This window comes from Micromonospora sp. NPDC048887 (assembly GCF_040649715.1).
In the GTDB taxonomy this organism is placed as follows: Bacteria; Actinomycetota; Actinomycetes; order Mycobacteriales; family Micromonosporaceae; genus Micromonospora.
Genome location: NZ_JBEZGA010000008.1, coordinates 1 through 24,976, shown reverse-complemented (window position 1 = coordinate 24,976; position 24,976 = coordinate 1). Strand labels below are relative to the sequence as shown.

At 74.3% G+C, this 24,976-nt stretch carries 18 protein-coding genes; 11 read left to right on the top strand and 7 right to left on the bottom strand.

What is annotated here, in order from left to right; all coding sequences use genetic code 11:
• Positions 1 to 41: 41 nt before the first annotated feature.
• The 3 genes from AB0C17_RS14520 to purE all read left to right on the top strand — a co-directional run bounded on the left by AB0C17_RS14520 (position 42) and on the right by purE (position 3,791).
• Entirely contained in the window at positions 42 to 2,078 is a 2,037-nt protein-coding gene (locus tag AB0C17_RS14520; protein ID WP_357478827.1) for a thioredoxin domain-containing protein, read from the top strand.
• 64 nt (positions 2,079 to 2,142) lie between these two features.
• Complete coding sequence (locus tag AB0C17_RS14515) at positions 2,143 to 3,300, top strand: 5-(carboxyamino)imidazole ribonucleotide synthase (RefSeq protein ID WP_357478824.1); 1,158 nt, start codon at positions 2,143 to 2,145, stop codon at positions 3,298 to 3,300.
• On the top strand, positions 3,300 to 3,791 hold the full coding sequence (gene purE, locus AB0C17_RS14510; protein ID WP_357381758.1) for a 5-(carboxyamino)imidazole ribonucleotide mutase: 492 nt from the start codon (positions 3,300 to 3,302) through the stop codon (positions 3,789 to 3,791). Before AB0C17_RS14515 ends, purE begins: the two co-directional genes overlap by 1 nt.
• 360 nt (positions 3,792 to 4,151) lie before the next feature.
• Here purE and AB0C17_RS14505 read toward each other — a convergent pair whose 3' ends face one another.
• Both AB0C17_RS14505 and AB0C17_RS14500 read right to left on the bottom strand, forming a co-directional pair.
• Positions 4,152 to 9,056, bottom strand: a complete 4,905-nt coding sequence (locus AB0C17_RS14505; protein WP_357478821.1) for a permease — start codon at positions 9,054 to 9,056, stop codon at positions 4,152 to 4,154.
• A gap of 163 nt (positions 9,057 to 9,219) precedes the next feature.
• On the bottom strand, positions 9,220 to 10,647 hold the full coding sequence (locus tag AB0C17_RS14500; protein ID WP_354865003.1) for a UDP-glucose/GDP-mannose dehydrogenase family protein: 1,428 nt from the start codon (positions 10,645 to 10,647) through the stop codon (positions 9,220 to 9,222).
• A gap of 247 nt (positions 10,648 to 10,894) precedes the next feature.
• On the opposite strand from AB0C17_RS14500, the gene AB0C17_RS14495 reads away from it, so the two are divergent.
• On the top strand, positions 10,895 to 12,058 hold the full coding sequence (locus tag AB0C17_RS14495) for an acyl-CoA dehydrogenase family protein (protein WP_357381763.1): 1,164 nt from the start codon (positions 10,895 to 10,897) through the stop codon (positions 12,056 to 12,058).
• Between the two features lie 49 nt (positions 12,059 to 12,107).
• On the opposite strand, the gene AB0C17_RS14490 is transcribed toward AB0C17_RS14495, so the two are convergent.
• Positions 12,108 to 12,764: a hypothetical protein gene (locus tag AB0C17_RS14490; protein ID WP_357381765.1), complete on the bottom strand. Its 657-nt coding sequence runs from the start codon at positions 12,762 to 12,764 to the stop codon at positions 12,108 to 12,110.
• 23 nt (positions 12,765 to 12,787) lie between these two features.
• Here AB0C17_RS14490 and AB0C17_RS14485 point away from each other — a divergent pair, with 23 nt between their 5' ends.
• Positions 12,788 to 13,303 (top strand): hotdog domain-containing protein, encoded by a 516-nt coding sequence (locus tag AB0C17_RS14485; RefSeq protein ID WP_357381767.1) that lies wholly within the window; start codon positions 12,788 to 12,790, stop codon positions 13,301 to 13,303.
• A gap of 317 nt (positions 13,304 to 13,620) precedes the next feature.
• The gene (locus tag AB0C17_RS14480) at positions 13,621 to 15,612 is read left to right on the top strand and encodes an acetoacetate--CoA ligase (protein WP_357381769.1); all 1,992 of its coding nucleotides are present in this window, start codon (positions 13,621 to 13,623) and stop codon (positions 15,610 to 15,612) included.
• 111 nt (positions 15,613 to 15,723) lie between these two features.
• On the opposite strand, the gene AB0C17_RS14475 is transcribed toward AB0C17_RS14480, so the two are convergent.
• Positions 15,724 to 16,413 carry a TIGR03089 family protein gene (locus AB0C17_RS14475; RefSeq protein WP_357381771.1) on the bottom strand — a complete coding sequence of 230 codons (690 nt, stop codon included), beginning with the start codon at positions 16,411 to 16,413 and terminating at the stop codon, positions 15,724 to 15,726.
• Between the two features lie 150 nt (positions 16,414 to 16,563).
• Between AB0C17_RS14475 and AB0C17_RS14470 the strand changes: the two genes are divergently transcribed.
• Together AB0C17_RS14470 and AB0C17_RS14465 are read left to right on the top strand one after the other, a co-directional pair.
• Positions 16,564 to 17,709, top strand: coding sequence for a glycosyltransferase family 1 protein (locus AB0C17_RS14470; protein ID WP_357470202.1), 1,146 nt, complete (start codon positions 16,564 to 16,566; stop codon positions 17,707 to 17,709).
• Between the two features lie 51 nt (positions 17,710 to 17,760).
• The gene (locus AB0C17_RS14465) at positions 17,761 to 18,852 is read left to right on the top strand and encodes a sugar phosphate nucleotidyltransferase (RefSeq protein ID WP_357470205.1); all 1,092 of its coding nucleotides are present in this window, start codon (positions 17,761 to 17,763) and stop codon (positions 18,850 to 18,852) included.
• A gap of 63 nt (positions 18,853 to 18,915) precedes the next feature.
• On the opposite strand, the gene AB0C17_RS14460 is transcribed toward AB0C17_RS14465, so the two are convergent.
• A complete protein-coding gene (locus tag AB0C17_RS14460; protein WP_357470208.1) occupies positions 18,916 to 19,485 on the bottom strand; it encodes an NUDIX domain-containing protein in 570 nt (189 codons plus the stop codon).
• A gap of 39 nt (positions 19,486 to 19,524) precedes the next feature.
• Here AB0C17_RS14460 and AB0C17_RS14455 point away from each other — a divergent pair, with 39 nt between their 5' ends.
• Both AB0C17_RS14455 and AB0C17_RS14450 read left to right on the top strand, forming a co-directional pair.
• Positions 19,525 to 20,568, top strand: a complete 1,044-nt coding sequence (locus tag AB0C17_RS14455) for a hypothetical protein (RefSeq protein ID WP_357470212.1) — start codon at positions 19,525 to 19,527, stop codon at positions 20,566 to 20,568.
• 241 nt (positions 20,569 to 20,809) lie between these two features.
• Entirely contained in the window at positions 20,810 to 21,799 is a 990-nt protein-coding gene (locus tag AB0C17_RS14450) for a winged helix-turn-helix domain-containing protein (protein WP_357381782.1), read from the top strand.
• Between the two features lie 15 nt (positions 21,800 to 21,814).
• On the opposite strand, the gene AB0C17_RS14445 is transcribed toward AB0C17_RS14450, so the two are convergent.
• Together AB0C17_RS14445 and cofD are read right to left on the bottom strand one after the other, a co-directional pair.
• Positions 21,815 to 22,900 (bottom strand): coenzyme F420-0:L-glutamate ligase, encoded by a 1,086-nt coding sequence (locus AB0C17_RS14445; protein ID WP_357381784.1) that lies wholly within the window; start codon positions 22,898 to 22,900, stop codon positions 21,815 to 21,817.
• Positions 22,897 to 23,844, bottom strand: a complete 948-nt coding sequence (gene cofD / locus AB0C17_RS14440) for a 2-phospho-L-lactate transferase (RefSeq protein ID WP_357381786.1) — start codon at positions 23,842 to 23,844, stop codon at positions 22,897 to 22,899. The genes AB0C17_RS14445 and cofD overlap by 4 nt, the downstream gene beginning before the upstream one ends.
• Positions 23,845 to 23,943: 99 nt before the next feature.
• Here cofD and AB0C17_RS14435 point away from each other — a divergent pair, with 99 nt between their 5' ends.
• A complete protein-coding gene (locus AB0C17_RS14435) occupies positions 23,944 to 24,870 on the top strand; it encodes a hypothetical protein (protein ID WP_357478818.1) in 927 nt (308 codons plus the stop codon).
• The last annotated feature ends 106 nt before the right edge of the window (positions 24,871 to 24,976 follow it).

The following is a 24,976-nucleotide window of genomic DNA, read 5'->3' as shown; positions in this document are numbered from 1 at the left end:
TCGCACCGACGGTGGACTCGCTTGACGGTTAGGGTCGGGTGGTGAACCGACTCGCCCAGGCCACCTCGCCCTATCTGCTCCAGCACGCCGACAACCCGGTCGACTGGTGGCCGTGGTGCGACGAGGCGTTCGCCGAGGCGAAGCGGCGCGACGTGCCGGTGCTCATCTCGGTCGGCTACGCGGCCTGCCACTGGTGTCACGTCATGGCTCACGAGTCGTTCGAGAACGAGGCAGTGGCCCGGCTGATGAACGAGGACTTCGTCTGCGTCAAGGTCGACCGCGAGGAGCGTCCCGACGTCGACGCGGTCTACATGACCGCCACGCAGGCGATGACCGGGCAGGGCGGCTGGCCGATGACGGTCTTCGCCACGCCGGACGGCACGCCGTTCTTCTGCGGCACCTACTTCCCCCGGGCCAACTTCATCCGCCTGCTCGGCTCGGTCGCCACCGCCTGGCGCGACCAGCGGGAGGCGGTGCTGCGGCAGGGCGCCGCCGTGGTCGAGGCGATCGGCGGCGCGCAGGCCGTCGGCGGCGTGACCGCCCCGCTCACCGCCGACCTGCTCGACGCCGCCGCGAGCCAGCTCGCCCGGGAGTACGACGAGACGAACGGCGGTTTCGGCGGGGCGCCGAAGTTCCCGCCGCACATGAACCTGCTCTTCCTGCTCCGGCATTACCAGCGCACCGGCTCGGCGCGCAGCCTGGAGATCGTCCGGCACACCTGTGAGGCGATGGCTCGCGGCGGCCTCAACGACCAGCTCGCCGGCGGCTTCGCCCGCTACTCGGTGGACGGCCACTGGACGGTGCCGCACTTCGAGAAGATGCTCTACGACAACGCGCTGCTGCTGCGCGTCTACACCCAGCTCTGGCGGCTCACCGGCGACCGGCTGGCCCGCCGGGTGGCCCGCGACACCGCCCGGTTCCTCGCCGACGAGCTGCATCGCGCGGGTGAGGGCTTCGCCTCCGCGCTGGACGCGGACACCGAGGGCGTCGAGGGGCTCACCTACGTCTGGACGCCCGACCAGCTCGCCGAGGTGCTGGGGGAGGCGGACGGCCGGTTCGCCGCCGACCTGTTCGAGGTCACTGCCGACGGCACGTTCGAGCACGGCACCAGCGTGCTGCGGCTGGCCCGGGACGTCGACGACGCCGACCCGGCGGTGCGGGCCCGCTGGCAGGACGTGGTGGGCCGGCTGCTGGCCGCCCGCGACACCCGCCCCCAGCCGGCCCGCGACGACAAGGTGGTGGCCGCCTGGAACGGGCTCGCGATCACCGCGATCGCGGAGTTCCAGCAGGTCGCCGCGCTTCTCGTGTCGCCCGACGACGAGGACGCGAACCTGATGGACGGCGTGCTGATCGTCTCCGACGGCGCGATGCGGGACGCCGCCGAGCACCTGGCCGCCGTGCACCTGGTGGACGGCCGGCTGCGCCGGGTCTCCCGGGACAGGGCCGTGGGTCAGCCCGCCGGGGTGCTGGAGGACTACGGCTGCGTCGCCGAGGCGTTCTGCGCGATGCACCAGCTGACCGGCGAGGGGCGGTGGCTGACGCTGGCCGGTGAGCTGCTCGACGTGGCGCTGGCCCGGTTCGCCGGCCCGGAGGGCGCCTTCTACGACACCGCAGACGACGCCGAGCGCCTGGTCACCCGGCCCGCCGACCCGACCGACAACGCGACCCCGTCGGGCCGCTCGGCGATCGTCGCGGCGCTCGTGGCGTACGCGGCGCTGGCCGGGGAGCCCCGCTACCGGGAGGCGGCCGAGAAGACGCTGACGACTGTCGCGCCGATCGTCGACCGGCACGCCCGGTTCACCGGGTACGCGGCCACCGTCGGCGAGGCGCTGCTGTCCGGGCCGTACGAGATCGCGGTGGCGACCGGCGACCCGGAGGGCGACCCGCTGGTGGCCGCAGCCCGGCGCCACGCCCCGCCCGGCGCGGTGGTGGTGGCCGGTGCCCCGGACCAGCCCGGGGTGCCGCTGCTGGCCGGGCGGCCGTTCGTCGGCGGGCAGCCCGCCGCGTACGTCTGCCGGGGTTTCGTCTGCCAGCGTCCGGTGACCAGCGTCGACGAGCTGATCGCGCAGCTCGGCTGAGCCGAGTGGGCCGGGCCGCCCTCGCGGTCCGGCCGGGCACCGGCCCTTATAGGCTGGCGGCGCTATGGACTCCCGTACCGGTCTCCCCGTCGTGGGCATGGTGGGTGGCGGCCAGCTCGCCCGGATGACCCACCAGGCCGCCATCGCTCTCGGCCAGTCGCTTCGCGTGCTGGCGCTCGCCCCGGACGACGGCGCCGCGCTGGTCGCCGCCGACGTCCAGTACGGCGACCACACCGACCTGGCCGCGCTGCGTACCTTCGCCAAGGGCTGCGACGTGGTCACCTTCGACCACGAGCACGTCCCCAACGAGTACATCCGCGCGCTGACCGACGAGGGTGTGAAGCTGTTCCCGCCGGCCGAGGCGCTGGTGCACGCGCAGGACAAGCGGGTGATGCGGGAGCGGCTCGGCGAGCTGGGCGCGCCGAATCCCTCCTGGCGCCCGGTGGAGTCCCCGGCCGACCTGGTCGCCTTCGGCGAGGAGGCCGGCTGGCCGGTGGTGCTCAAGGCCGCCCGGGGCGGCTACGACGGCCGCGGCGTCTGGATGGTCGACGACGCCGACCGGGCCGGCGAGCTGGCCGCCACGCTGCTCGCCGGAGGTACGCCGCTGCTGGTGGAGGAGCGGGTGGCGCTGCGCCGGGAGCTGGCCGTGCAGGTCGCGCGGTCGCCGTTCGGGCAGGTCGCCGCGTACCCGGTGGTGGAGACGGTGCAGCGTGACGGCATCTGCGTCGAGGTGCTGGCACCCGCGCCCGACCTGCCGGAGGAGCAGGCCGTTGCCGCGCAGCAGCTCGCCATCGACCTCGCGACCGCGCTCGGCGTGGTCGGCCTGCTCGCGGTGGAGCTGTTCGACACGCCGTCCGGGCTTGTCGTCAACGAGCTGGCGATGCGGCCGCACAACTCCGGGCACTGGACCATCGAGGGGGCCCGGACCTCGCAGTTCGAGCAGCACCTGCGGGCGGTGCTCGACTACCCGATGGGGGACACCTCGCTGACCGCGCCGGTCGTGGTGATGGCGAACGTGCTCGGCGGCGAGCCGGGCGGCATCTCCATCGACGAGCGGCTGCACCACCTGTTCGCCGCCGAGCCCGGGGCCAAGGTCCACCTCTACGGCAAGCAGGTCCGCCCGGGCCGCAAGATCGGGCACGTCACTGTGCTCGGCAACGACCTGGCCGAGGTACGGGCCCGGGCCGCGCGTGCCGCCCGCTGGCTCCAGGAGGGGCACTGATGAGCACCGTCGGGCTGATCATGGGCAGCGACTCGGACTGGCCGGTCATGCGGGCCGCCGCCGAGGCGCTCGACGAGTTCGGCGTGCCGTACGAGGTGGGTGTGGTCTCGGCGCACCGCACGCCGGTCAAGATGATCGAGTACGGCCGGTCCGCCGCCGATCGTGGGGTCCAGGTGATCATCGCGGGCGCGGGCGGAGCGGCCCACCTGCCCGGCATGGTCGCCTCGGTCACCCCGTTGCCGGTGATCGGCGTCCCGGTGCCGCTGAAGTACCTGGACGGCATGGACTCGCTGCTGTCCATCGTGCAGATGCCGGCCGGCGTGCCGGTCGCCACCGTGTCGATCGGCAACGCCCGCAACGCCGGCCTGCTCGCGGTACGCATCCTGGGTGCCTCCGATCCGGTGCTGCGCGAGAAGATGGCCGCCTACCAGGCGGGCCTGGAGGACCTGGTCGCCGAGAAGGAAGCCGCGCTGCGCGCCTCCCTGGCCTGACCGCTCGTCACTCAGCGTACTCAATCCGGATGGTCGCTCAGCGTGACCGGCCCAGCGGGCCGGAGTGGATGCCCTCCGCCTACTTTGCTCTGCAGCCATCGGCGCAGCGTGGCTCTGACCTGCGGCGCGGCGTTTCGCTGCAAATCGCTCGGCGGCCGCTCATGTCACTGCGAGTGGCCGCTGCTTCCGTGGGTGCAGAGCAAAGTCGGCGCAGGGTGCCATGCCGGCCGCAGCTAGCCGACACGGACTGTGATGGGCAGGCGCGTGGGTCGGGCGTGCTGCCGCGTGCCTGAGGGCCCGGCCGTCACGGCTGGGCTCAGCCGGTCATGGCTAGCCCGCGACCGGCTGAGTCCGGCCGGCTCACCGCATGCCGCGTAGTGCGGTCTGGAGACGCTCCTGAGCGCGGCGTCGGCGCTCGTTGCTCGCGCCGAGCACCAGCAGCACGATGCCGACCGGGATCAGCACCAGCCACGGGCCGAGGCTGAACAGCGCGTGCACGGCCGCGATCGCGGTCACCGCCGCGCCCACGATCACCGGGGCCTGCTGCCGGCTGGTCGAGCCGAAGATCAGCACTGCGACGGCACCGAGCAGCAGCAGCACCTGACGCAGCATGCCGGAGTCGGTGGCGATCACGATCGCCAGCGTGGGCAGGAACGCGGTGACCAGCGCCGGGCCGTACGCCACCCAGCTCGACAGGTCGGGCCGGTGCCGCAGTTGCAGCACGCCGACCAGGAGGGCGAGCGCGGCGAACGGCAGCGTGTAGGCCTCCGGCAGCGCCACGTCGGCCACCCGCATCAGAATCCACCAGGCGCTGATCTCACAGGCCACGACCGCCCAGAACAGCAGGTTGCGTTCCATCGGCCGCCGCCCCGGACGGCTGGCCGCCACCCCGAGGACCGCGCCCCAGGCGGCCAGCAGTGCGGCGATGTGCCGGGGCGAGTCGTACGCCAGCGCCAGCGCGATGAGCGCCGCCCCGTAGCCGCTCCACTCGACTGTGGCCGCCTCCTGGTACGCCTCGGGACGGCGCAGCCGTGGCAGCGTGGCGGCGAACACCTGCAACGCCGCGCCGACCGCGAGCACCCCGAACGCGGACCAGACCGCCGCCAGCCCGGACTTCAGGCCGACCGTGAGCACGAACAGCTGCGCCATCACCGAGCCGAACAGCCAGCCCAGGATGCGGGCCCGCTGGGTGGTGCCGAACAGCGCGGCGACAGTGCCCACACCGACCGCCCCGCCCAGCGTGAACACCGTCAGGTCGCTCGTGGCCAGGCTGCCCGCGAGCCCGGCGCCACCGGCGGCGAGGCCGAGCGCGAAGACCAGCACCCGGGCCACCCGGATCGACCGGCCCGGCTCGGCCAGCGCCGGCGGCGGGGTCAGCGCCAGCCCGAGCATCGAGATGGTGAACACCGCCAGCGCGGCCAGCGCGGTCACCGGCCAGCCACGGCCGAGCGCCACCGGCGTGATCAGCAGCGTGATCGCCGCCCCGGGCAGGATCACCGGCACCGCCCGGGACCGCCGGCCGCCACTGAACCCGGTGGCGGCGAGCGCCGCGGTCACGGTCAACAGCAGCGCGGTGAGCACGTGCGTGGGGTTCACCGCGTTCGGCGGCGGCGTCAGCAACTCCGGCGGCGGCCCCTGCCACACCCGCTTCAGCACCGTGAACGGCGAGAACAACGCCACCACGAGCGACGGGGCCAGGGTGGCCAGCGCCAGGGCGACGGGTAGCGCCGCGGCGGCCAGCGCTCCGGCGGCCGGGCTGACCCGCCAGCGCAGCTCCGGATCGTCCGGGGCACGCCGTAGCGCCCCGTTGAGCAGCACGGTCCAGCGGCGTACCGGCCGGCCCGAACCGGCGGGCGGGACGGTGGCGGCCCGTACCAGTTCGGCGAGCACACCGAGCAGCGCGGCGGCGGCGGCGAACACGCCGGCCGGCAGCCCGACCGCGAGCGCGGCGGCGGCGGTGACGGTGGCCGCGCCGACCACCGCGACGCTGGCGTACGGAAGGTATTGCGGCACCTGCCGGCGTACCGCCGCGATCGCGGCCAGACCGATGCTGGCGGCGGCGAGCGCGGCGGTGAGCACCACCTGGGGTGGGCGGCCGTACTCGACTGCCAGCGCGGCCACCGCGCCGGGCGCGGCGAGCAGCGCGGCTCCGGCACCCGCGCCGCCGACCTGCACCAGGTGTGGCGGCATGCCCTCGGTGCGTACGTCGTCGACGAGCGACGGCGCGAGCGTCCGCGCCACGGCGGCCACCGTCGCGCCGATCAGGGCGATGCTGCCCAGCGCCAGCGCGGTGGTCCACGGGCGTACCAGCCCGGCCCCGGCGGCGTGCAGCGCCACCACCCCGGCCACTGTGGCCCGGGACAGCGCGGCCCGGGGGTCGACAGAGGCCGCGGCCGCCATGCCGTAGACGGTGGCCACCATGCAGCCGACCAGCACCGGGGACCACCAGGGCAGGTCGAACGCGGCCGGGGCGCCCACAGTGGCGAGCACGGCGGCCAGGCCGGAGACGTCGTACTTCCAGGGTGGCGGCAGCAGGATGGCCGCGGTGACCGCCAGCAGCGCCAGCGCGACCGGGGCCTGCCAGGTCGAACCGCCGGTCGGCGCGGCCGGCCAGCCGGTCAGGTCACCGGCCCAGATCGGGCCGGGGGTGGCGAGCACGCCGAGCCCGCCGCGCAGGGCGCTCCAGGCGGCGATCAGGCCGATCAGGGTGCCACCGGCGGCGATGCCGAGGATCGGGCCGCGCCGCCACTCCTCGGGCAGCGCACGCGCGGCCACCGCCACCAGCAGCACCAGCGCGGAGGCCACCACGAGCTGACCACCGGGGGCGAGCACCGCGGCGATCCGGGCCAGTGTGGCGACCAGCGCCACAGTGGTGGCGGCAAGGGCCAGGTCGGACCCGTCGAGGGACATGTCGGCGCGACGCCCGGCGTCGATGCGCGGGGAGAGCGCCAGCAACGCGGCGGCGACCAGGAGCAGCCCGCCCACCCAGGCGTCGGCCGAGGTCGTGCCCGGCGCGCCGAACGCGGCGGCGGCGACTGCCACCGTGCCCAGCACCGTGCCGAGCGCGTGCGGCATGCTCAGGTGCCGCTGCGCCACCTGCACCAGGGCGGCGTAGCCGAGCGTGACGCAGACGGCGAGGAAGCTCGCCGCGAGGATCGGCACGGTGATCTCGCGCAGGTTCGCCGGTGTGGCGACCGGCGGCGTCGGCACCGTGGCGGCGACGAACGCGGCGACGGCGCCGGGCAGGGCGAACGCCGCGCCGCCCGCCGCCCAGGCGCACACGGTCTCGGTCGCGGCGGCGGCGAGCCGGACCCGGGGGGCGAGGGACACCAGCGCCCCGGCCAGGAACAGCACCGTCAGCGCGGCGGCGGTGAGGGCCGGGCGGCCGAGCGCCGCACCCGCGCCGACCAGGCCGAGCCCGGCCGCTGTCACCGCGTGCGCCACAGCGGCCCGTTCCGTGCGGGCGGTCAGCCCGAGCACGCCGATCGCGACCGCGGTCAGCAGCATCGGCCAGCAGGCCGCCGCCCAGCCCAGACCGAGCGAGGCGGGTACGGCGAGCGCGGTGAGCGCCGCCCCGACCACAGCGAACTCGCGCCGGATCTCGGCCGGCAGGGCGATCACGGCGGCGACGGTGAGCAGCAACGCGCTGGCCGCCAGCTGCCAGCCGGTCGGCCCGACCGCCCGGGCCAGCTCGGCGTGCCATCCGCTCAGGTCCGCCGACCAGGCGGGCAACGCGGCCCGGGCCGGGGCCAGCCCGGCGCGCAGCGCGCCACCGGCGACCACCAAACCGCTGACCGTGAGCGCCACCGCCGACGCGATCTGCGGACCACGCCGGGCCGACTCCGGTACGGCCCGGACGGCGAGCCCGGTCAACGCGATGACGGCGGAGATGAGCAGCAGGGACCGGCCGGGCAGGGCCACCGAGGCGACCCGCCCGAGCGCGCCGATGACCGCCAGTGTGAGGACGGCGGCGCCGACGTCCGGCAGCGGCGGCCGGCGCAGCACGAGCGTCCCGGCCAGCGCGACCAGGGCGGCGAGCAGCAGCACCGTGCCCGCTGCGGCGGCCGGCGGCACCGTGGTGGCGCGCAGCAGGCCGGTGACCGCGTACGCCAGCGCGACCGCGACCGCCACGCCGTGCAGCAGCCAGGTCAGCTCGGGCAGCCAGGGCACCGGCCGGGCGGTGACGGCCGGACCCGGCGGCGTCTCACCGCCCAGCACCTCGGCGGACTCCTCCGGGGCCGACTCGGGCCGGTCGTCCTCGGCGCGCTGCCGGGGCGGGCCGGGCGGTACCGGCCCGGTGGCGGGCAGGTCACGCCGGACGGGCCGCTCGCGTACCACCGCCGAGCGCGCCAGCGCCAGGTCGAGCACCGCCACCACGGTCAGCACCAGCGCCCAGCCGACCGGCCCGGTGATCCGCCCGTACGCCAGCAGGGGCAGCACCGGCTGGGCGGCCAGCACCGTGGCGAAGCGTGGTGCGCGCAGACCGGTGCCGTACGCGTATCCGAGTGCGACGAGCGTGGTGACCAGGAAGATCGTGCCGGCGAAGGCGGCGCCCGTCCCGTCGCCGCCGATCCGGTCGACGGCCCAGAGCGCGTACCCGGCCAGCGGCACCAGCAGCAACCCGACCGCGGCGATGGTCTCGGCGGTGGAGGTCAGCCCGCGCCGGGCCAGCACCGGCGGGGCGAGCAGCATCAGTGCCGTCGCCACCAGCAGCACGCCGAGCCGGGCCAGCGCGTCCATCGAGCTGGTGGCGACCGCGGCGAAGACCACCGCGGCGACGCCGAGCAGGAGCGCGCCCAGCCCGAGCGGGATGTTCTGCACCTCCCGCGAGGACGCCTCGGGCGGGTGCTCCGGATCGTCCGCGTCGAGCCAGCGCGGGCGACCGCGCGGCGGCGACGGGGGCAGGTCCTCCGGGCCGGGCGGCGGGGTGCCCTGGCGGGGCACCCGGGGCGGCGCGCCGGTGGCGGCGGTGGGCGGGCGGCGGCCGGCCCGCCGGCGCAGCACCCGGCGCGGCCGGGTGGCCTGCCGGATCCGTTCCTCACCGGCGTGCGCGAGGATGTCCCGCTGGAAGAGGGCAGCCTGCATCTTGGCGGCGATCTGCCGCTGTTCCCGGGCGATCTCGGCGTCGCGGGCCTTCATCTCGGCGATCGAGCGCTCGATGTCGGCCAGGTGCTCGGACCACTGCTGCTGGGGCGCGCCGCAGTGCGGGCAGACGACGGCGGGCTTGATGTCCTGCCCGCACGAAGCGCACCTGAAGCTCTCCACGACAGTCTCCCGTCCGCCCGTGCCTCCGCACTGTGGACCTCCCAGAGGCAGCATGCCTTGAGTGGGCCGGGATTTCGACAGTTGCCGCCGCGTTCCGGACAACAAAAAGGACCGGCCCGGTCGGGGAGGTGTCCCCGGCGGGCCGGTCCAGCTGGTCAGCGGGTCAGGGGCGGCCCATGCCGCGGTACTCCCAGCCGGCCTGTGTCCACAGTGTGGAGTCGAGGCAGTTGCGCCCGTCGACCACCTTGCGGCCGTTCGCCAGCTCGCCCAGGGCCACCGGGTCGGCGTTGCGGAACTCGGCCCACTCGGTGAGCACGCAGACCAGGTCGGCGCCACGGACCGCGTCGTTCATGCTCTCCTCGTACGCCAGCTCGGGCACCGCCCGGCGCGCGTTCTCGATCCCCTGCGGGTCGAACACGTGCACGTCGGCGCCGGCCTTGCCGAGCAGCGAGGCGACCGCGAGCGCCGGCGCGTCGCGTACGTCATCGGTGTTGGGTTTGAACGTGGCGCCGAGCACCGCGACCCGGGTGCCGGACAGGTCCGGGCCGGCCGGGCCGGAACGGCGGCCGAGCAGTTCGGCGGCGAGCTGCACCACGCGGCTGCGGCGGCGCTGGTTGATCAGGTCGACCTCGTGCAGGAAGCGCAACGCCTCACCGGCGCCCAGTTCCTGGGCGCGGGCCTGGAAGGCGCGGATGTCCTTGGGCAGGCAGGCGCCGCCGAAGCCGAGCCCGGCCTGGAGGAAGCGGTTGCCGATGCGCGGGTCGTAGCCGATCGAGCGGGCGAGCTGGGTCACGTCGCCGCCGGCCGCCTCGCAGACCTCGGCCATCGCGTTGATGAAGGAGATCTTGGTGGCGAGGAACGCGTTCGCGGCGACCTTTACCAACTCGGCGGTGGCGAAGTCGGTGACCACCAGCGGCACCTCGCGGTCCTCGGTGGCGGCGAGGTCGAAGACGCCCTTGTGGGCGGCGAAGAGCATGCCGTTTGCCCACTCGCTCTTGACGCCGACCACGATCCGGTTCGGACGCAGCACGTCGTCGACGGCGAAGCCCTCCTGGAGGAACTCGGGGCTCCACGCCACCTCGACGCCGAGGTCGGCCGGGGTGTGCTTGCCGACGAGCTGCTCCACCCACTCGGCGGTGCCCACCGGCACGGTGGACTTGCCGACGATCAGCGCCTTACGGGTCAGGTGCTGGGCGAGGCTCGTCACGGACGCCTCGACGTACGACAGGTCGGCGCCCATGCCGTCGGCCCGCTGCGGGGTGCCGACGCAGATGAAGTGGACGTCGCCGAAGTCGGCGGTCTCCTGGATGTCGGTGCTGAACCGCAGCCGGCCGGCGGCCAGGTTGCGGCGCAGCAGCTCGTCGAGGCCCGGCTCGTGGATCGGCACCTCGCCCGCGTTCAGCTTGGCGATCTTGTCCGCGTCGACGTCGAAGCCGAGCACCTCGTAGCCCAGTTCCGCGTAGCAGATGGCGTAGGTCGCACCGAGGTAGCCGGTGCCGAGGAAGGTCACCCGCGGGCGGGCGGCGCCGGACGGCGGGGTCACCGCGGCGATGGCGGGCATCGGCTGGGTGTTCGGGTACGGAATCGTCACGCCTGTCTTCTCCGCTCGCACTGGCGGCGCTTCCACGCGTCGCATTCTGCTGGGGCGCCGAGGCCGGGCACCGAGGGAACTGGATGTCTGCTGTGAGGGTAATCGGGTCGGGCGGGCGAGGCTCGGGCGCGAGCCTACCCGCCGGTAAGGTCCGGCCGGGACCGGTGGCTATCCTTCAGTTTGCGGCAGTCGTCGGCCCTCGGGCGGCACAGACTGCGCATGATAGCGGTGGAAGGGGAGGGCCGACATGGCCGCAGAGCAGTCGTTCGACGTCTATCGGTTGCCGGAGGAGCACGAGGCGATCCGGGAGGCGGTCCGTGAGGTCTGTGCGGCCAAGGTGGCTCCGCGCGCCGCCGAGGCGGACGAGACAGGTGAGTTCCCGAAGGCGTCGTACGAGGCCCTGCGCGCGGCCGACTTCCACGCCCCGCACATCCCTGTCGAGTACGGCGGCGCCGGCGCGGATGCGCTGGCCACGGCCATCGTGATCGAGGAGGTGGCGCGGGCCTGCGCGTCGTCCTCGCTGATCCCGGCGGTGAACAAGCTGGGCACCATGCCACTGCTGCTGGCCGGCTCCGAGGAGCTGAAGCGCAAGTACCTCACCCCGGTCGCGGCCGGGGACGGCATGTTCTCCTACTGCCTCTCCGAGCCGGAGGCGGGCAGCGACGCCGCCTCGATGACGACCAAGGCGGTACGTGACGGAGACCACTGGGTGCTCAACGGCGTGAAGCGGTGGATCACCAACGCGGGCGTGTCCGAGTACTACACGGTGTTCGCCGTGACCGATCCCACAGCCCGGTCGAGGGGCATCTCCGCGTTCGTGGTGGAGAAGTCCGACCCGGGCGTCAGCTTCGGTGCCCCGGAGAAGAAGCTCGGCATCAAGGGCTCGCCCACCCGGGAGGTCTACTTCGACAACGTGCGTATCCCGGCCGACCGCATGATCGGCGCCGAGGGCACCGGCTTCGCCACCGCCATGAAGACGCTGGATCACACCCGGGTCACCATCGCCGCCCAGGCGGTCGGCATCGCGCAGGGCGCGTTGGACTACGCCAAGGGCTACGTCCAGGAGCGCAAGCAGTTCGGCAAGCCGGTCGCCGAGTTCCAGGGCATCCAGTTCATGCTCGCCGACATGGGCATGAAGCTGGAGGCGGCGCGGCAGCTCACGTACACCGCCGCCGGCAAGTCCGAGCGCGGCGACGCGGACCTGACCTACTTCGGCGCGGCCGCCAAGTGCTTCGCCTCGGACGCCGCCATGGAGATCACCACGGACGCGGTCCAGTTGCTCGGCGGCTACGGCTACACCCGTGACTACCCGGTCGAGCGGATGATGCGCGACGCAAAGATCACCCAGATCTACGAGGGCACGAACCAGGTCCAGCGGATCGTGATGGCCCGTCAGCTGCTGAAGGGCTGACCACCGGCGTTCGGGCGGGCGGGCCGGCGTACCGGCCCGCCCGCGCTCGTCAACGGGTCTCGGTGCCCTCCGGCCGCCCGGCGCCGCGCGGGGGCGCGGACCAGGGCGACTCGCCGCCGGTACGGCGGGGCAGGGGTTCGGTGGGGGTCTCGGGATAGGCCAGCGTGAGCGGCGCGGTGTCCGGGTCCTTCGGCGCGTCGGCCGGGGGCCAGTCGGTGAGCGTCGGCTTGTGCTCCACCGGCGCGACGGCCGGGGTCAGCTCCGCCCCGGCCGCCGGGGGTGTGGCGGGACGCCGCCACCGGCTCGTGCTGAACACGGCCATCAGCAGCAGCACGCCGATGAGGAACAGGGTGCCGTTGTCCAGCGGCTCGCGCAGCGGCAGCGGGTCACCGAGCAGCTTCAGGTCGTCCGGCACCCGGTCCCGCACGCTGAACGGCGCGACGAACAGCCCGACGTACGGGGCGGCGAGCAGCAGGCCGGCCACCAGCGGGCCGAACGGCGAGAAACGCAACGTGCCGAGCAGACCGAGCAGGATGCCGGCGACGCCCAGATAGACGGCCGGCTCGATCAGGTTCGGTGTGCTGTACGTCCCGATCTCCACCCAGCGGTCGACGGTCCGCTCAGATCCGTCCTGACCGAGCGTGACGAGCACCCAGGTGACAGGCGCCACCGCCAACCCGGCGAGGAAGCTCCAGAGATGTCGCATCCGCGCACCGTACCGTTTTCGGCATGACAGATCATCCCGCGGTCCCGCCGGGTAAGCCCACGTCGTACTCCCGCGTCACGCTCAGTCGCATCATGACCGCGGTCGATGTCAATCTGTACGGGACCGTGCACGGTGGGGTACTGATGAAATTCGTGGACGACGTTGCCGGCGCGGCGGCGGCGCGGCACAGCGGCGGCACCGCGGTGACCGCGTCCATCGACGAGATCGTCTTCTCCGAGCCGGTCCGGGTGGGCGATCTCGTGCACGCCCACGCACAGGTCAACTGGACCGGCCAGACCTCGATGGAGGTCGGGGTGAGGGTGGTCGGCGAGCGCTGGGACTCGGCCGAGGAGGAGCCGGTGCGGGTCGCCACCGCGTACCTGGTCTTCGTGGGCGTCGACGTGGGCGGTGCGCCACGGCCGGTCCGCCCGGTGCTGCCCGAGACGCCGGAGGACGAACGCCGCTTCCGGGAGGCCGAGATCCGGCGCGCGCACCGGCTCGCCCGGCGCCGCGCGATCCAGGCCCACCGCGCCGGCTGAGGTGTAAGGAAGGGCCCCCTCTTAACGCCTGCGGTAGAGGAAGGGCCCCCTATTAACACCCGGGCACGCACGCTGCCCCCGCCGTCCGGCGGCGGACCCCCGCGGGAGTGAGGTGTTAACAGGGGGCCCTTCCTCTGCACGAGGCGTTAAGAGGGGGCCCTTCCTTCCATGTGGGCCACATGGGGTGGGGGTACGGGGTGTGGGCGGGGCACGCCCCGTACGGCGCACCCGGCGCGGACAATGGCGGCACGAGGTAGGGCAAGATGGCGCCACGGCTCCGGCACACCGTCGTGGCGGGCCCAGGGGAGGGTGGAACAGTGGCTGACGTGCTGTGGACGCCGCCGGCGGACGTGCGGGAGCGGTCCCGGATCGGTGACTACCTGCGCTGGCTGGCCGAGCACCGCGGGCTGGAGTTCGCCGACTACGACGCGCTGTGGCAGTGGTCGGTGACCGACCTGGACGCGTTCTGGCGCTCGATCTGGGACTACTTCGACGTGGTCGCGCACACCCCGCCGACCGCCACGCTCACCGACCGGGCCATGCCGGGCACCCGCTGGTTCCCCGGCGCGACGCTGAACTACGCCGAGAACGTGCTGCGCATGCCGGGGCTGGACGACGACGACCCGGCGGTGATCGCGCACGGGCAGACCCGCGCGCCGGAGACGCTCACCGCGGCCGAGCTGCGCGAGCGGGTCCGCCGGGTGGCCGCCGGGCTGCGCCGCCTCGGCGTGGGACCGGGCGACCGGGTGGCCGCGTACGCGCCGAACATCCCGGAGACGTACGTCCTGCTGCTCGCCACCGCCAGCCTGGGCGCGATCTTCTCCTCCTGCGCGCCCGAGTTCGGCACCCGCAGCGTCACCGACCGCTGGCAGCAGATCGAGCCGACGGTGCTGGTCGCCGTCGACGGCTACCGCTACGGCGACAAGCCGGTCGACAGGCGCGCCGAGGTGGCCGCGATCCGGGCCGCGCTGCCGTCGCTGCGGCACACCGTCGCCGTCGCGTACCTCGATCCGGACGGCCCGGCCCCCGACGGCGCGCTGCCGTGGGCGGAGCTTGCGGCGCCCACCGACGAGCCGCTGACGTTCACCCCGGTCGCCTTCGACCACCCGCTCTACGTGCTCTACTCCTCCGGCACCACCGGCCTGCCCAAGCCGATCGTGCACGGCCACGGCGGCATCCTGCTGGAACACCTCAAGATGCTGGCGCTGCACCACGACCTGGGTCCGGCCGACCGGTTCCTCTGGTTCACCACCACCGGCTGGATGATGTGGAACTTCCTGGTCTCCGGCCCGGCGGTGGGCGCGGCGATCGTGCTGTTCGACGGCAACCCGGGCCACCCCGACCTGGGCGCGCTGTGGCGGCTGGCCGCCGACACCGGCACCACGTACTTCGGCACGTCCGCGCCGTTCCTGCTGGCCTGCCGCAAGGCCGGCCTGGTGCCGCGCGAGGTCGCCGACCTGTCCGCGGTGCGCGGCCTCGGCTCGACCGGCGCGCCGCTGCCGGCCGAGGGCTTCACCTGGGTGTACGAGAACGTGAGCGACCGCCTCCAGCTCCAGTCGCTGTCCGGCGGCACGGACGTGTGCACCGGCTTCGTCGGCGGCGTGCCGCTGCTGCCGGTGTACGCGGGGGAGATCGCCTGCCGGGCGCTCGGCGCGAAGGTGGAGGCCCGTTCCGCCGACGGCAGCGCGGTGATCGGGCAGCTCGGCGAGCTGGTGATCACCGAGCCGATGCCGAGCATGCCGGTCGGGTTCTGGAACGACCCGGACGGCGCCCGCTACCGGGAGGCGTACTTCGAGGTCTATCCCGGCGTGTGGCGGCACGGCGACTGGATCACGGTGAACGAGCGCGGCGGATGCGTGATCACCGGGCGGTCCGACGCCACGCTCAACCGGGGTGGGGTACGGCTGGGCACCGCGGAGTTCTACTCGGTGGTCGAAGGGCTGGACGAGGTGGTCGACTCGGTGGTCGTGCACCTGGAGGACGACGAGGGCGGCGCGGGTGAGCTGCTGCTGTTCGTGGTGCTCGCCGAGGGCCTGGAACTCGACGACGACATGCGGAAGAAGATCTGCCGGGAGCTGCGTACCGCGCTGTCGCCCCGGCACGTGCCGGACGAGATCCACCAGGTCCGGGCCGTGCCCCGCACGCTGAGCGCGAAGAAGCTGGAGGTGCCGGTGAAGAAGATCCTGACGGGCACCCCCGTCGACCGCGCGGCGGCCAAGGGCGCCCTGGCCAACCCCGAGTCCCTGACGGCGTTCGCCGCCCTCGCCCAGCGCCGTTCCACCACCGACAGCCCCGTCGCCCCTGGCTGATCAGCCCTGTCGCCCTCGCTGATCTTGCACTTTCCGCCCCGGCGAAAGGGGTGAATCCCCCGTACCGAGGGCCGAAGGTGCAAGATCAACAGGGAGAGGGGCGGGGCGGGCTCAGGCCAGGGTGTGCGTGGTCTTCTCGGTTGTGGAGCGCGCCTCAAGGCGAGCCGGGTCGGGGTGGGCGCACGCGACCACGCTGGCTCCCGCCGTGAGCGGGGTGAGCAGCCAGTCGACCGGGTCGGGGTGAGTGGTCACGTCGACCAGGAGGCGGTCGCCCGGAGTCAGGCCCAGCTCGGTGGCGCGGACCGCCGCCCGGGCCAGCAGCGCCGCGTCCGCTTCCCCGCCGGACGGGTCCGGCGTGAAGTGGTCGCCGTGTCCGCGTACCGCGGTGACGAAGTCCGCGCAGCCCGCCGGCACCTGCCGCATCGGCAGTGCGAACGGGTCGAGCGCCAGCGCGTACCGCTCGCCGGCCGGCCAACCGGCTGCCTCGTCCGCCCGGTCGACGGCCACGAACAGCGCCTCCACCGGCCCCGGCGTGCCGACCACGGTCAGCTTCGCCGACCAGCAGCCGAGCAGCACGGCGGCGGTCTGCCAGTGCGGCGGCAGCAGCACCCCGGCCGCGTCGCCGGGCGCGGCGCCCACCTCGTCGGTGAGCAGGTTGGCGGTCTTCGCCACCCAGTTCGCGAGTGTCGCCCCGGAGAGTTCGGTGCGTTCGCCGGTGGCGTCGTCGTACCAGGTCAGCAGCGGTCGGGTGGGGTCGGGCGCGATCGCGTCGGCGAACACCCGGGCAATGTTGTCGGCCATCGGCGCGAACGATACGCGCCCCGCGTGCGTACTCGATGACAGCGACAAGTCGGCGTACCGTCGGGTCGCGGTCAGCGCCTGGCGCCCGGCCCGGCGTAGGCTTGCCGAAAGTGTTCTTTCCCACAACCGCGCCATCTGAGGAGTCGCCCCGTGACCGCCGGTCGCCCGCCCCGCGTTCTCATCGACGCCACGAGTGTCCCCGCCGACCGTGGCGGCGTCGGTAGATACGTCGACGGACTGCTCGGCGCGCTGGGCCGGGTCTGCGGCACCAGCATCGACCTGGCCGTGGTCAGCCTCCGCACCGACCTGGAGCGCTACTCCCGGATGCTGCCCGGCGCGGAGGTGATCCCCGCCCCGGCAGCGGTGGCGCACCGGCCGGCGCGGCTGGCCTGGGAGCAGACCGGCCTGCCGCTGCTGGCCCAGCAGGTCGGCGCCGAGGTGCTGCACTCGCCGTTCTACACCTGCCCGCTGCGGGCCGGCTGCCCGGTGACTGTCACCGTGCACGACGCGACGTTCTTCACCGAGCCGGAGCACTACGACAAGTCGCGCCGGACGTTCTTCCGCAGCGCGATCAAGACCTCGCTGCGCCGCGCCGGCCGGGTGATCGTGCCGAGCAAGGCGACCCGCGACGAGCTGATCCGCCTGCTGGACGCCGACCCGACCCGGATCGACGTCGCCTACCACGGCGTCGACCAGGACGCGTTCCACGCGCCGGGCGACGAGGAGAAGGCACGCGTCCGGGCCCGCCTGGGGCTGGGCGACAGCAGCTACATCGCGTTCCTCGGGGCCAAGGAGCCGCGCAAGAACGTACCCAACCTGATCCGCGGCTGGGCCCGGGCGGTGGCCGACCGGCCGAACCCGCCCGCGCTGGTGGTGGCCGGCGGTCAGGGCCACGACGACGACATCGACCGCGCGGTGGCCGAGGTGCCGTCGCACCTGCGGCTGCTGCGTCCCGGCTACCTGCGCTACGCCGACCTGCCCGGCTTCCTCGGCGGCGCGCTGGTGGCGGCCTACCCCTCGTACGGCGAGGGCTTCGGCCTGCCGATCCTGGAGGCGATGGCGTGCGCCGCCCCGGTGCTCACCACGCCGCGCCTGTCCCTGCCCGAGGTGGGCGGCGACGCGGTCGCCTACACCAGCGAGGACCCGGACCAGATCGCCACCGACCTGGGCGCCCTGCTGGACGACGAGCAGCGGCGGCTGTCCCTGGCCAAGGCCGGCTTCGACCGGGCCAAGGAGTTCACCTGGGAGTCCAGCGCCGAGGTGCACATCGCGGCGTGGCGTCGGGCCCGCTCCTGAGTCCCGGGCGACCGACCGTGACGGCTCGCCCGCTTCGGGCATGATGTGCTGATGTTCTACGCCGTCATCCCGGCGGGCGGCAGCGGCACAAGGTTGTGGCCGTTGTCCCGTGCCGGCCACCCCAAATTCCTCCACCCGCTGACCGGCACCCCCGCCTCGCTGTTGCAGGCCACTGTCGACCGGTTGTCGCCGTTGACCACGCCGGAGCGCACGCTCGTGGTCACCGGGGCCGCGCACGCCGCGGCGGTGGCTCGGCAACTGGCGGGTCTGCCGGAGGAGAACCTCCTGGTCGAGCCCTCTCCGCGCGACTCCTGCGCGGCGATCGCGCTGGCCGCCGCGGTGATCGCCACCCGGACGCCGGACGCGGTGATGGGCTCGTTCGCCGCCGATCACCTGATCGGTGACCCGGCCCGGCTGGCCGAGGTGGTGCGGCAGGCCATCCGGGGCGCGGAGCAGGGGCTGCTGATGACAGTGGGCATCACCCCGACGCGCCCGGAGACCGGCTACGGCTACCTGGAGACCGGCGAGCCGGTCGGGGACGGCCCGCTGCGCCCGGTACGCGAGTTCAAGGAGAAGCCGGCCGCCGAGGTGGCGGAAGTCTACGTCCGCTCCGGCCGGCACCTCTGGAACGCCAGCATGTTCGTCTGGCGGGTGGACGTCTTCCTGGCCGAGCTGGCCCGCCAGCAGCCGGAGCTGCACGCCGGGATCACCGCCATCGCGGCGGCCTGGGGCACGCCGGAGCAGGACGACGTGCTGGGCCGGGTCTGGCCGACGCTGCCCCGGATCTCGGTCGACTACGCGGTGATGGAGGGCGCGGCGACGGCCGGGCGGGTCGGCACCGTGCCCGGCGACTTCGGCTGGAACGACGTCGGCGACTTCCACACGCTCGGCGAGGTGCTGCCCGCCGACGGCGCCGGCAACGTGGTGCTGGGCGGGGACGCGAAGCCGGGCGTGCTGCTGCACGACACCACAGGCACCGTCGTGGTGCCGCACTCCGGCCGGCTGGTGGCCACCGTGGGGGTGCACGATCTGATCGTGGTGGACACCCCGGACGCGCTGCTGGTCTGCCCGCGTGACCGCGCGCAGGACGTGAAGAGGATCGTGGACGAGCTGAAGGAACGCGGCGAGGAGGGCCTGGTCTGATCCGCCGCGCGACGCGCCGCTGGAGTGTGGAACGCGCCCGGCGGCGCGTCGGGGCGCCGCCGCTCAGCGGCCGGCGTGGCGGGCCAGCACCGCGAGGGCCGGCCGCACGAGCTGCGCGGTGGCGTGGGCGAGCGGCTCGGGTAGCCGGTCCGGCGGGAACCAGCCGAGCGCCTCGGACTCCGCGCTGACCCGCTCGACCGCTCCCGCCGGGGCCAGCGCGGCGTACCGGACGTCGTAGTGGAACGACCCGCCCTGACAGGCGACCTGGTGGATGTCCACGTCGATCGGTTGCGGCTCGACGGTCAGGCCGGTGATGCCGGACTCCTCGGTGGCCTCGCGCAGCGCGGCGCCCACAAGCGTCCGGTCGCCGGGCTCGCAGTGCCCGCCGAGCTGCATCCACCTGCGGATCTTGCCGTGCAGGCAGAGCAGCACCCGGCCGTCCGGGCCGAGCACCAGCGCGCTCGCGGTGACGTGCCCGGCCCGGTGCGCGCGGCTCATCGCCACCGGCCCGTCGGCCAGCAGCGCCAGGGTCCGGGTCCGGGCCGCGTCGGCGGCGGGGCTGGTCGCCGTCCAGCGGCTCAGCGTCGCGACGGCGTCGGCGTGCAGCTCGGTGTACGGGGTGAGATCAGGCACCCGGACACTCTACGAGCGCCGGCTTCGTACCCTGACGCGGTGACCCTGCGACTCGTCGAGTTCCTGGTGGCCGGCAACGAGGCGAGCGACCTCCTGCCGGTGCGGTCGGCCGCGCTGCTGCGGGCGCACGGCGCGCGCCGCGGCTTCTGGACCGTGCTGGACGAGGGGCCTGTCGAACAGTGCCTGGCGCTGCTGCTGGAACTCGACGACGGCCACTGGGAGGCGCACCACGTGGCCGCCGACGCCGGGCGGGAGAACGGCCGCACCGAGGACGGCGAGGCACTGGCCCACCACGACGGCTGGGTGTACGTCTTCGGCTCGCACTTCGGCTCCAAGGGCGGCCCGCTGCGGCCCCGGCGCGCGTTCGTGGCCCGGTTCCGGGAGGACGACGCCGTGGCCGGGCCGCTGCCGGTGCACGTGGTGCGCAACCGTTTCCGGCTGCACCGGGCGGTCAACGACGCGCTCGCCGCCGCCCCGCTGACGCTACTGCCACCGGGCGACCGGGTCCGGCAGCGGTTCATCGTGGAGACACTGGCCCGGGGCACCGCCCGCGCCAAGAGCTGGGTGACCCGGCTCGCCGACGGCGACCTGCCGATCAACGTCGAGGCGGCGGCTTTCACGCCGGCCGGTACGGCGCTGCTCGGCCTGCGTTTCCCGGTGACCGCCGAGGGGGAGCCGGTCTACGTCGAGATGGCCGGCGTACCGGAGATGTTCGACGACCCGGAGCACTCGGGTGACCCGCGGGCGCTCGGGGCGTACGCGCTGACCGGTGTGACGCCGCCCGGTGCGCTCGCCGGCTTCCGCGCGATCACGCCGACCGGCGACGGCGGCTACGCGGCGGTGACCGGGTCGATCGACGCGCTGGGCAAGGGTTCGGTGCTGCTGGACGACCACCCGCACGGCGGCGAGGTGACCTCCCGGCACGTGCGGTTCCGGCACGACGCGGGCGGGGACGCGCTGGTGGCGGGGGAGGTGGTCGCGGAGCTGGCGCCGTTCCATCACGTGGAGGGGCTGGCCGAGCTGGCCGGGCGCTGCTATTACGTCACCGACGAGGACCATCGGGTGGCGCTCTGGATCGGATGAGCGAGGGCCGGGCGGCACCCCTGCGACTGATGCCGCAGACCCTCGTGGTGCCGCCCGGCCACGCCCGTCAGCCGGCGACCGGATCGATGTCGCTCCCCGGCGTCGGCAGGCAACAGAGAGTTTGCCGAACCGGCCCGCCCAGCGTCGAGGTTTTTCATCTCACGCTTAAAGATGGAGATTAGTACCGGCGGGTACAGTCGGAGTGTGGCTGGCACCCCCGCCGTCCGCACGGGAGCAATCCATGTTGAAGATCATTTTCTCCGGCGAGGACGTCCTGCGGACCCGGGTCGCCCCGGCCGCGGACCCCCTGTGGGAGTTGGTCCTCAGCCTGCACCTGCTCCAGGGGCGCGGTCGTGACCCGATGATGACCACCTGGCGGCGCACAGTGGCGCACGGACTGCGCACCGACACCGACGCCGAGCAGTACCGCCTTCTGCTGGCGCTCAATCCGCCACGCGGCTACTTCCCCGACTTCCTCACCCCGTTCGCCAGCCGGGACGGCTTCCAGGCCGGCCTGGAAGCGATCCGGGGCACCCCCGTCGACATGCTGCGCCGCGACCTGACGCTGCTGGCCGGGGAGAACGCCCTGCCGTCCTCGGCCACCGCGCTCGCCCGTGGCGAGCCGGAGACGCTGCACCACCTGACCGGCGCGATGGCGCGGTACCAGTCGCTGGCCGTCACGCCGTACTGGTCCCGGGTGCAGGCGGCGGTCGAGGCGGACCGGGCCCGGCGTGCCCGCGCCATGCTCGACGGCGGCGCCGAAGGGCTGCTGGCCAGCCTGCGGCCGAACATGCGCTGGGATTCGGGCGTGCTGGAGGTGCTCGACTACCCGGACACCCGGGAACTGCACCTGGACGGCCGGGGGCTGCTGCTCGTGCCGTCGTTCTTCTGCTCGCGTACCCCGGTGGCGCTCGTCGACCCGACCCTGCCCCCGGTGCTGGTCTACCCGGTCGACCGGCTCGCGGGCCTGACGTCCGGCTCGGTCGCCGGGGAACCACAGCAGGGCGAGGCGCTGGCCGCCCTGCTCGGCCGCACCCGCTCCCGGGTGCTCCAGGCCGCCGACGGCGGCTGCACCACCGGCGAGATGGCACGCAAGCTGCGCATCTCGGCCGCCGCGGCCAGCCAGCACACCACGGTGCTGCGCAACGCGGGGCTGCTGGTCAGCCGACGCGACCGCAACACCGTCCTGCACACGCTGACCCCGCTGGGCCGAGCAGTCCTGGACGCCTGAGCGCGCCCGCCGGAGTCAGAGCGCCAGCGTGGCGCTCGCGGTGCTGCCGGACGGGGGCGGAAGCAACGTCGAGTCGATCCCCTCGGCGGCCAGCGCGGCGCGCAGGCGTTGCAGGTCCGCGCCGAACCGGACCAGGTCCGCCCGGCCGACAGGGGTGGGCGCCGCGCCGAGCAGCAGGCCGGTGGCCGAGGCGGGCCAGCCGGGCACCGTGGCGGCGAGCCCGTCGCGTACCTCGTCGTCGGTGACGTGGGTGAACACAGTGCCCGGCGCGACCACGTCGGCCACCGCGTCGATCGCCCGCCGCACCGCGTCCGCGCCCGCGGGTTCGGCACCGACCCGGTCGGCGAGTGTCGCCGCCGCCCGCAGACCGGCGGCGCGCGCCTCGGCGGTGCCGAGCGAGAACAGGTCCATCGAGGCGTCGCGGACGAGCGTGCGTGCGCCCTCGTCGTCGTCCCGCGTCGCGGTGAGGTAGCCCCGCACCACAGCGACCGGGACCTGGTCGCACTTGCCCTTGATCAGCTCGCCGGCGCCGGCCAGTTCGTCGACCACGGCCATCTGGGTGACGAACAGCTCGTTGCCGTACGGGTCGACCTCGCCCCGGTGGTCGCGGATCGCCGGCATGCCGGCCACGCCGAGCGCCACGTCGGTGAGCCCGTTGCGCCACGGCCGGCCCATGGTGTCGCTGACGATCACGGCGACGTCGAGGCCGTGCCTGTCCCGCAGCGCGTCGCGCAGCGCCCGGGCGGACGCGTCCGGGTCGACAGGCAGCAGCACCAGCCGGGTCTTGTCCACGTTCGAGGCGTCGATGCCGGCCGAGGCCATCACGAACCCGTGGTGGGTCTGCACGATCCGGGTCGCGCCCCGGGTCGCCACCACCCGGGCGGTCTCGGCGGCCAGGATGCGGTCCCGCTCGGCGAGCCGTTCCGGGCCGTCGGCCGGCACGTCGACCAGCCGGCCCTCCGCCTTCGACACGATCTTGCTGGTGACCACCAGCACGTCGTGGTCGCGCAGCCAGGGCGCCGCGCCGGTGATCAGCGCCGCCAGGTCGTCGCCCTCGGTCACGTCGCCGATGCCCGGCACCGGCAGGATCTCCAGCCTCACATCAGCTCCAGCGCGGCGCGCACCATCGCGGCGGTCGCCGCCTCGTCGGTCATCCACAGCGGCGCCGCGCGGACCGTCACGCCCGGCACCACGGTGCCCTCGTCCTCCGGGGCGACCAGCCAGCCGTCGAGCAGCCCGCCCGCCGACCGGGCGCCGTAGAGGCCGCCCACGCCGGCCGCGCCGCACTCCACGCCGAGCACGGCGAGGCAGCGGTCGGCCATGCCGCGTACCGGCGCGCCGCCGATGATCGGCGACACCCCGATCACCGGGGCCGGGCCGCCGGCCACCGCGTCGCGCAGGCCGGGCACCGCCAGCACCGGGGCGATGCTCACCACCGGGTTGCTGGGCGCGATCAGCACCACGTCCGCGGCGGCGACCGCCTCGACCACGCCGGGCGCGGGCTTCGCCGCGTCGGCGCCGACGAAGACGAACCGGTCGGTGGGTACGTCGGCCCGGTACCGCACCCACCACTCCTGGAAGTGGATCGCCCGCCGGCCCTGCTCGTCGGAGACGACGGCGTGGGTCTCCAGGCGGTCGTCGGTGGCCGGCAGCAGCCGTACGCCCGGTTGCCAGCGGGCCGCCAGCGCCTCGGTCACCTGGGACAGCGGGTAGCCGGCGTTGAGCATCGTGGTGCGCACGAGGTGGGTGGCGATGTCCTTGTCGCCGAGACCGAACCAGCTCGGCTCCGCGCCGTACGCGGCCAGCTCGTTCTTCACCGTCCAGGTCTCGCCCGCCCGGCCCCAGCCCCGCTCCGGGTCGGCGCCGCCGCCGAGCGTGTAGAGCACGCTGTCCAGGTCGGGGCAGACCTTCAGCCCGTGCAGCAGCAGATCGTCGCCGACGTTCACCACGGCGGTCACCTCGGCGCCCACCTCGCGGGCGTACGCCCGAACGCCGAGCAGGAAACGGGCGCCCCCGATGCCGCCGGTCAGTACCACGATGCGCATGGCGTCCATCCTTCCGCACGCGCCGCCGTCGATCGTCCGGTGGCCGGAGAGACTACGCTCACTTCGGCAACTGTCCGCTTTCGTCCCCTGGGGGAGTCCGTGACCAGCCCCGCCGAGCCCGCGTCCGGCGACGCCGCGCAGGCCAGCCAGTTGATCAAACCGTTGCGCGAACTGGCCGCGCTCGTCCTTCTCGGCGCCAACGCCGTGATTCTCTTCGTCGGCCTGCTGCGCCTGCTCGTGCCGGTCGACGACTACAGCACGTTCAGCGGCCGGGCCGGGAGCACGTACTTCACCTTCATCGGCCTGGAGTCGACGGTCCTGCCGGTGCTCGCCGTCCTGATCTCCACAGTCGTCCTCCCGGTCGTGCCGAAGGCCAGGATGATCACGCAGGTGGCGCTGGTCGAGTACGCCGTGTCCGCCGTGTTCGGCGCGCTGACGTTCCTGATCTGGCTGGTCGGCCGGCTCGCCGACGGTGAGGTGCTCGACGCGTTCCTCGGCCTGCTGACCCGCGCGGCCTGGCTGGCGATCTTCGCGGTCGCCGCGTTCGTGGTGTTCAAGATCTGGCGCGCGCTCTACTACGTGCCGAAGCCGAAGGCGCAGCCCGGCGTGTACGGCCAGGCCCAGCCCGGCTGGCCGCAGCAGCCGGGTCAGCCCGGTGGCTACCCCGGCCCGGGCGGCTACCCGCAGCAGCCCGGCCCGGGCTACCCGCAGGCCGGCTCGCCCCAGCCCGGCTGGCCGCAGCAGCCCGGCCCGTACGGCCAGCCGCAGACGGCGCCGCCGTTCAACACCGCGCCGCCGCACGCGCCGCAGTCCGGTCCGCCGGCCGCCGACCCGCAGTCAGGTGTCCCGTACGCCGGTCCGCAGTACGGCTCGCCGCAGTCCGCGCCGCCGTTCGGGCAGCCGCCGTCGGCCGACCCGACGCAGGCGATCCCGCGCCAGTCCGCCGAGCCGGGCGCGCCGTCGCCGGGCGCCGACGACGAGCGCACCCAGCGGTTCGACCGCGAGGACCCGAACCAGCACCGCTGAACCCCGTCGCGGCGGGCGACGGACGACCGTCGCCCGCCGCCCGCCGCGCCGCCGCCCGCGCCGCCCCCCGGTGCTCCGTGGTGCGCGCTGGTGCTCAGCGGGCGCG

Coding starts and splice junctions, on each gene's coding strand:
- AB0C17_RS14515 (WP_357478824.1), top strand. CDS start 2,143: ATGGACTCCCGTACCGGTCTCCCCGTCGTGGGCATGGTGGGTGGCGGC.
- purE (WP_357381758.1), top strand. CDS start 3,300: ATGAGCACCGTCGGGCTGATCATGGGCAGCGACTCGGACTGGCCGGTC.
- AB0C17_RS14495 (WP_357381763.1), top strand. CDS start 10,895: ATGGCCGCAGAGCAGTCGTTCGACGTCTATCGGTTGCCGGAGGAGCAC.
- AB0C17_RS14490 (WP_357381765.1), bottom strand. CDS start 12,764: ATGCGACATCTCTGGAGCTTCCTCGCCGGGTTGGCGGTGGCGCCTGTC.
- AB0C17_RS14485 (WP_357381767.1), top strand. CDS start 12,788: ATGACAGATCATCCCGCGGTCCCGCCGGGTAAGCCCACGTCGTACTCC.
- AB0C17_RS14475 (WP_357381771.1), bottom strand. CDS start 16,413: ATGGCCGACAACATTGCCCGGGTGTTCGCCGACGCGATCGCGCCCGAC.
- AB0C17_RS14465 (WP_357470205.1), top strand. CDS start 17,761: ATGTTCTACGCCGTCATCCCGGCGGGCGGCAGCGGCACAAGGTTGTGG.
- AB0C17_RS14450 (WP_357381782.1), top strand. CDS start 20,810: ATGTTGAAGATCATTTTCTCCGGCGAGGACGTCCTGCGGACCCGGGTC.
- cofD (WP_357381786.1), bottom strand. CDS start 23,844: ATGCGCATCGTGGTACTGACCGGCGGCATCGGGGGCGCCCGTTTCCTG.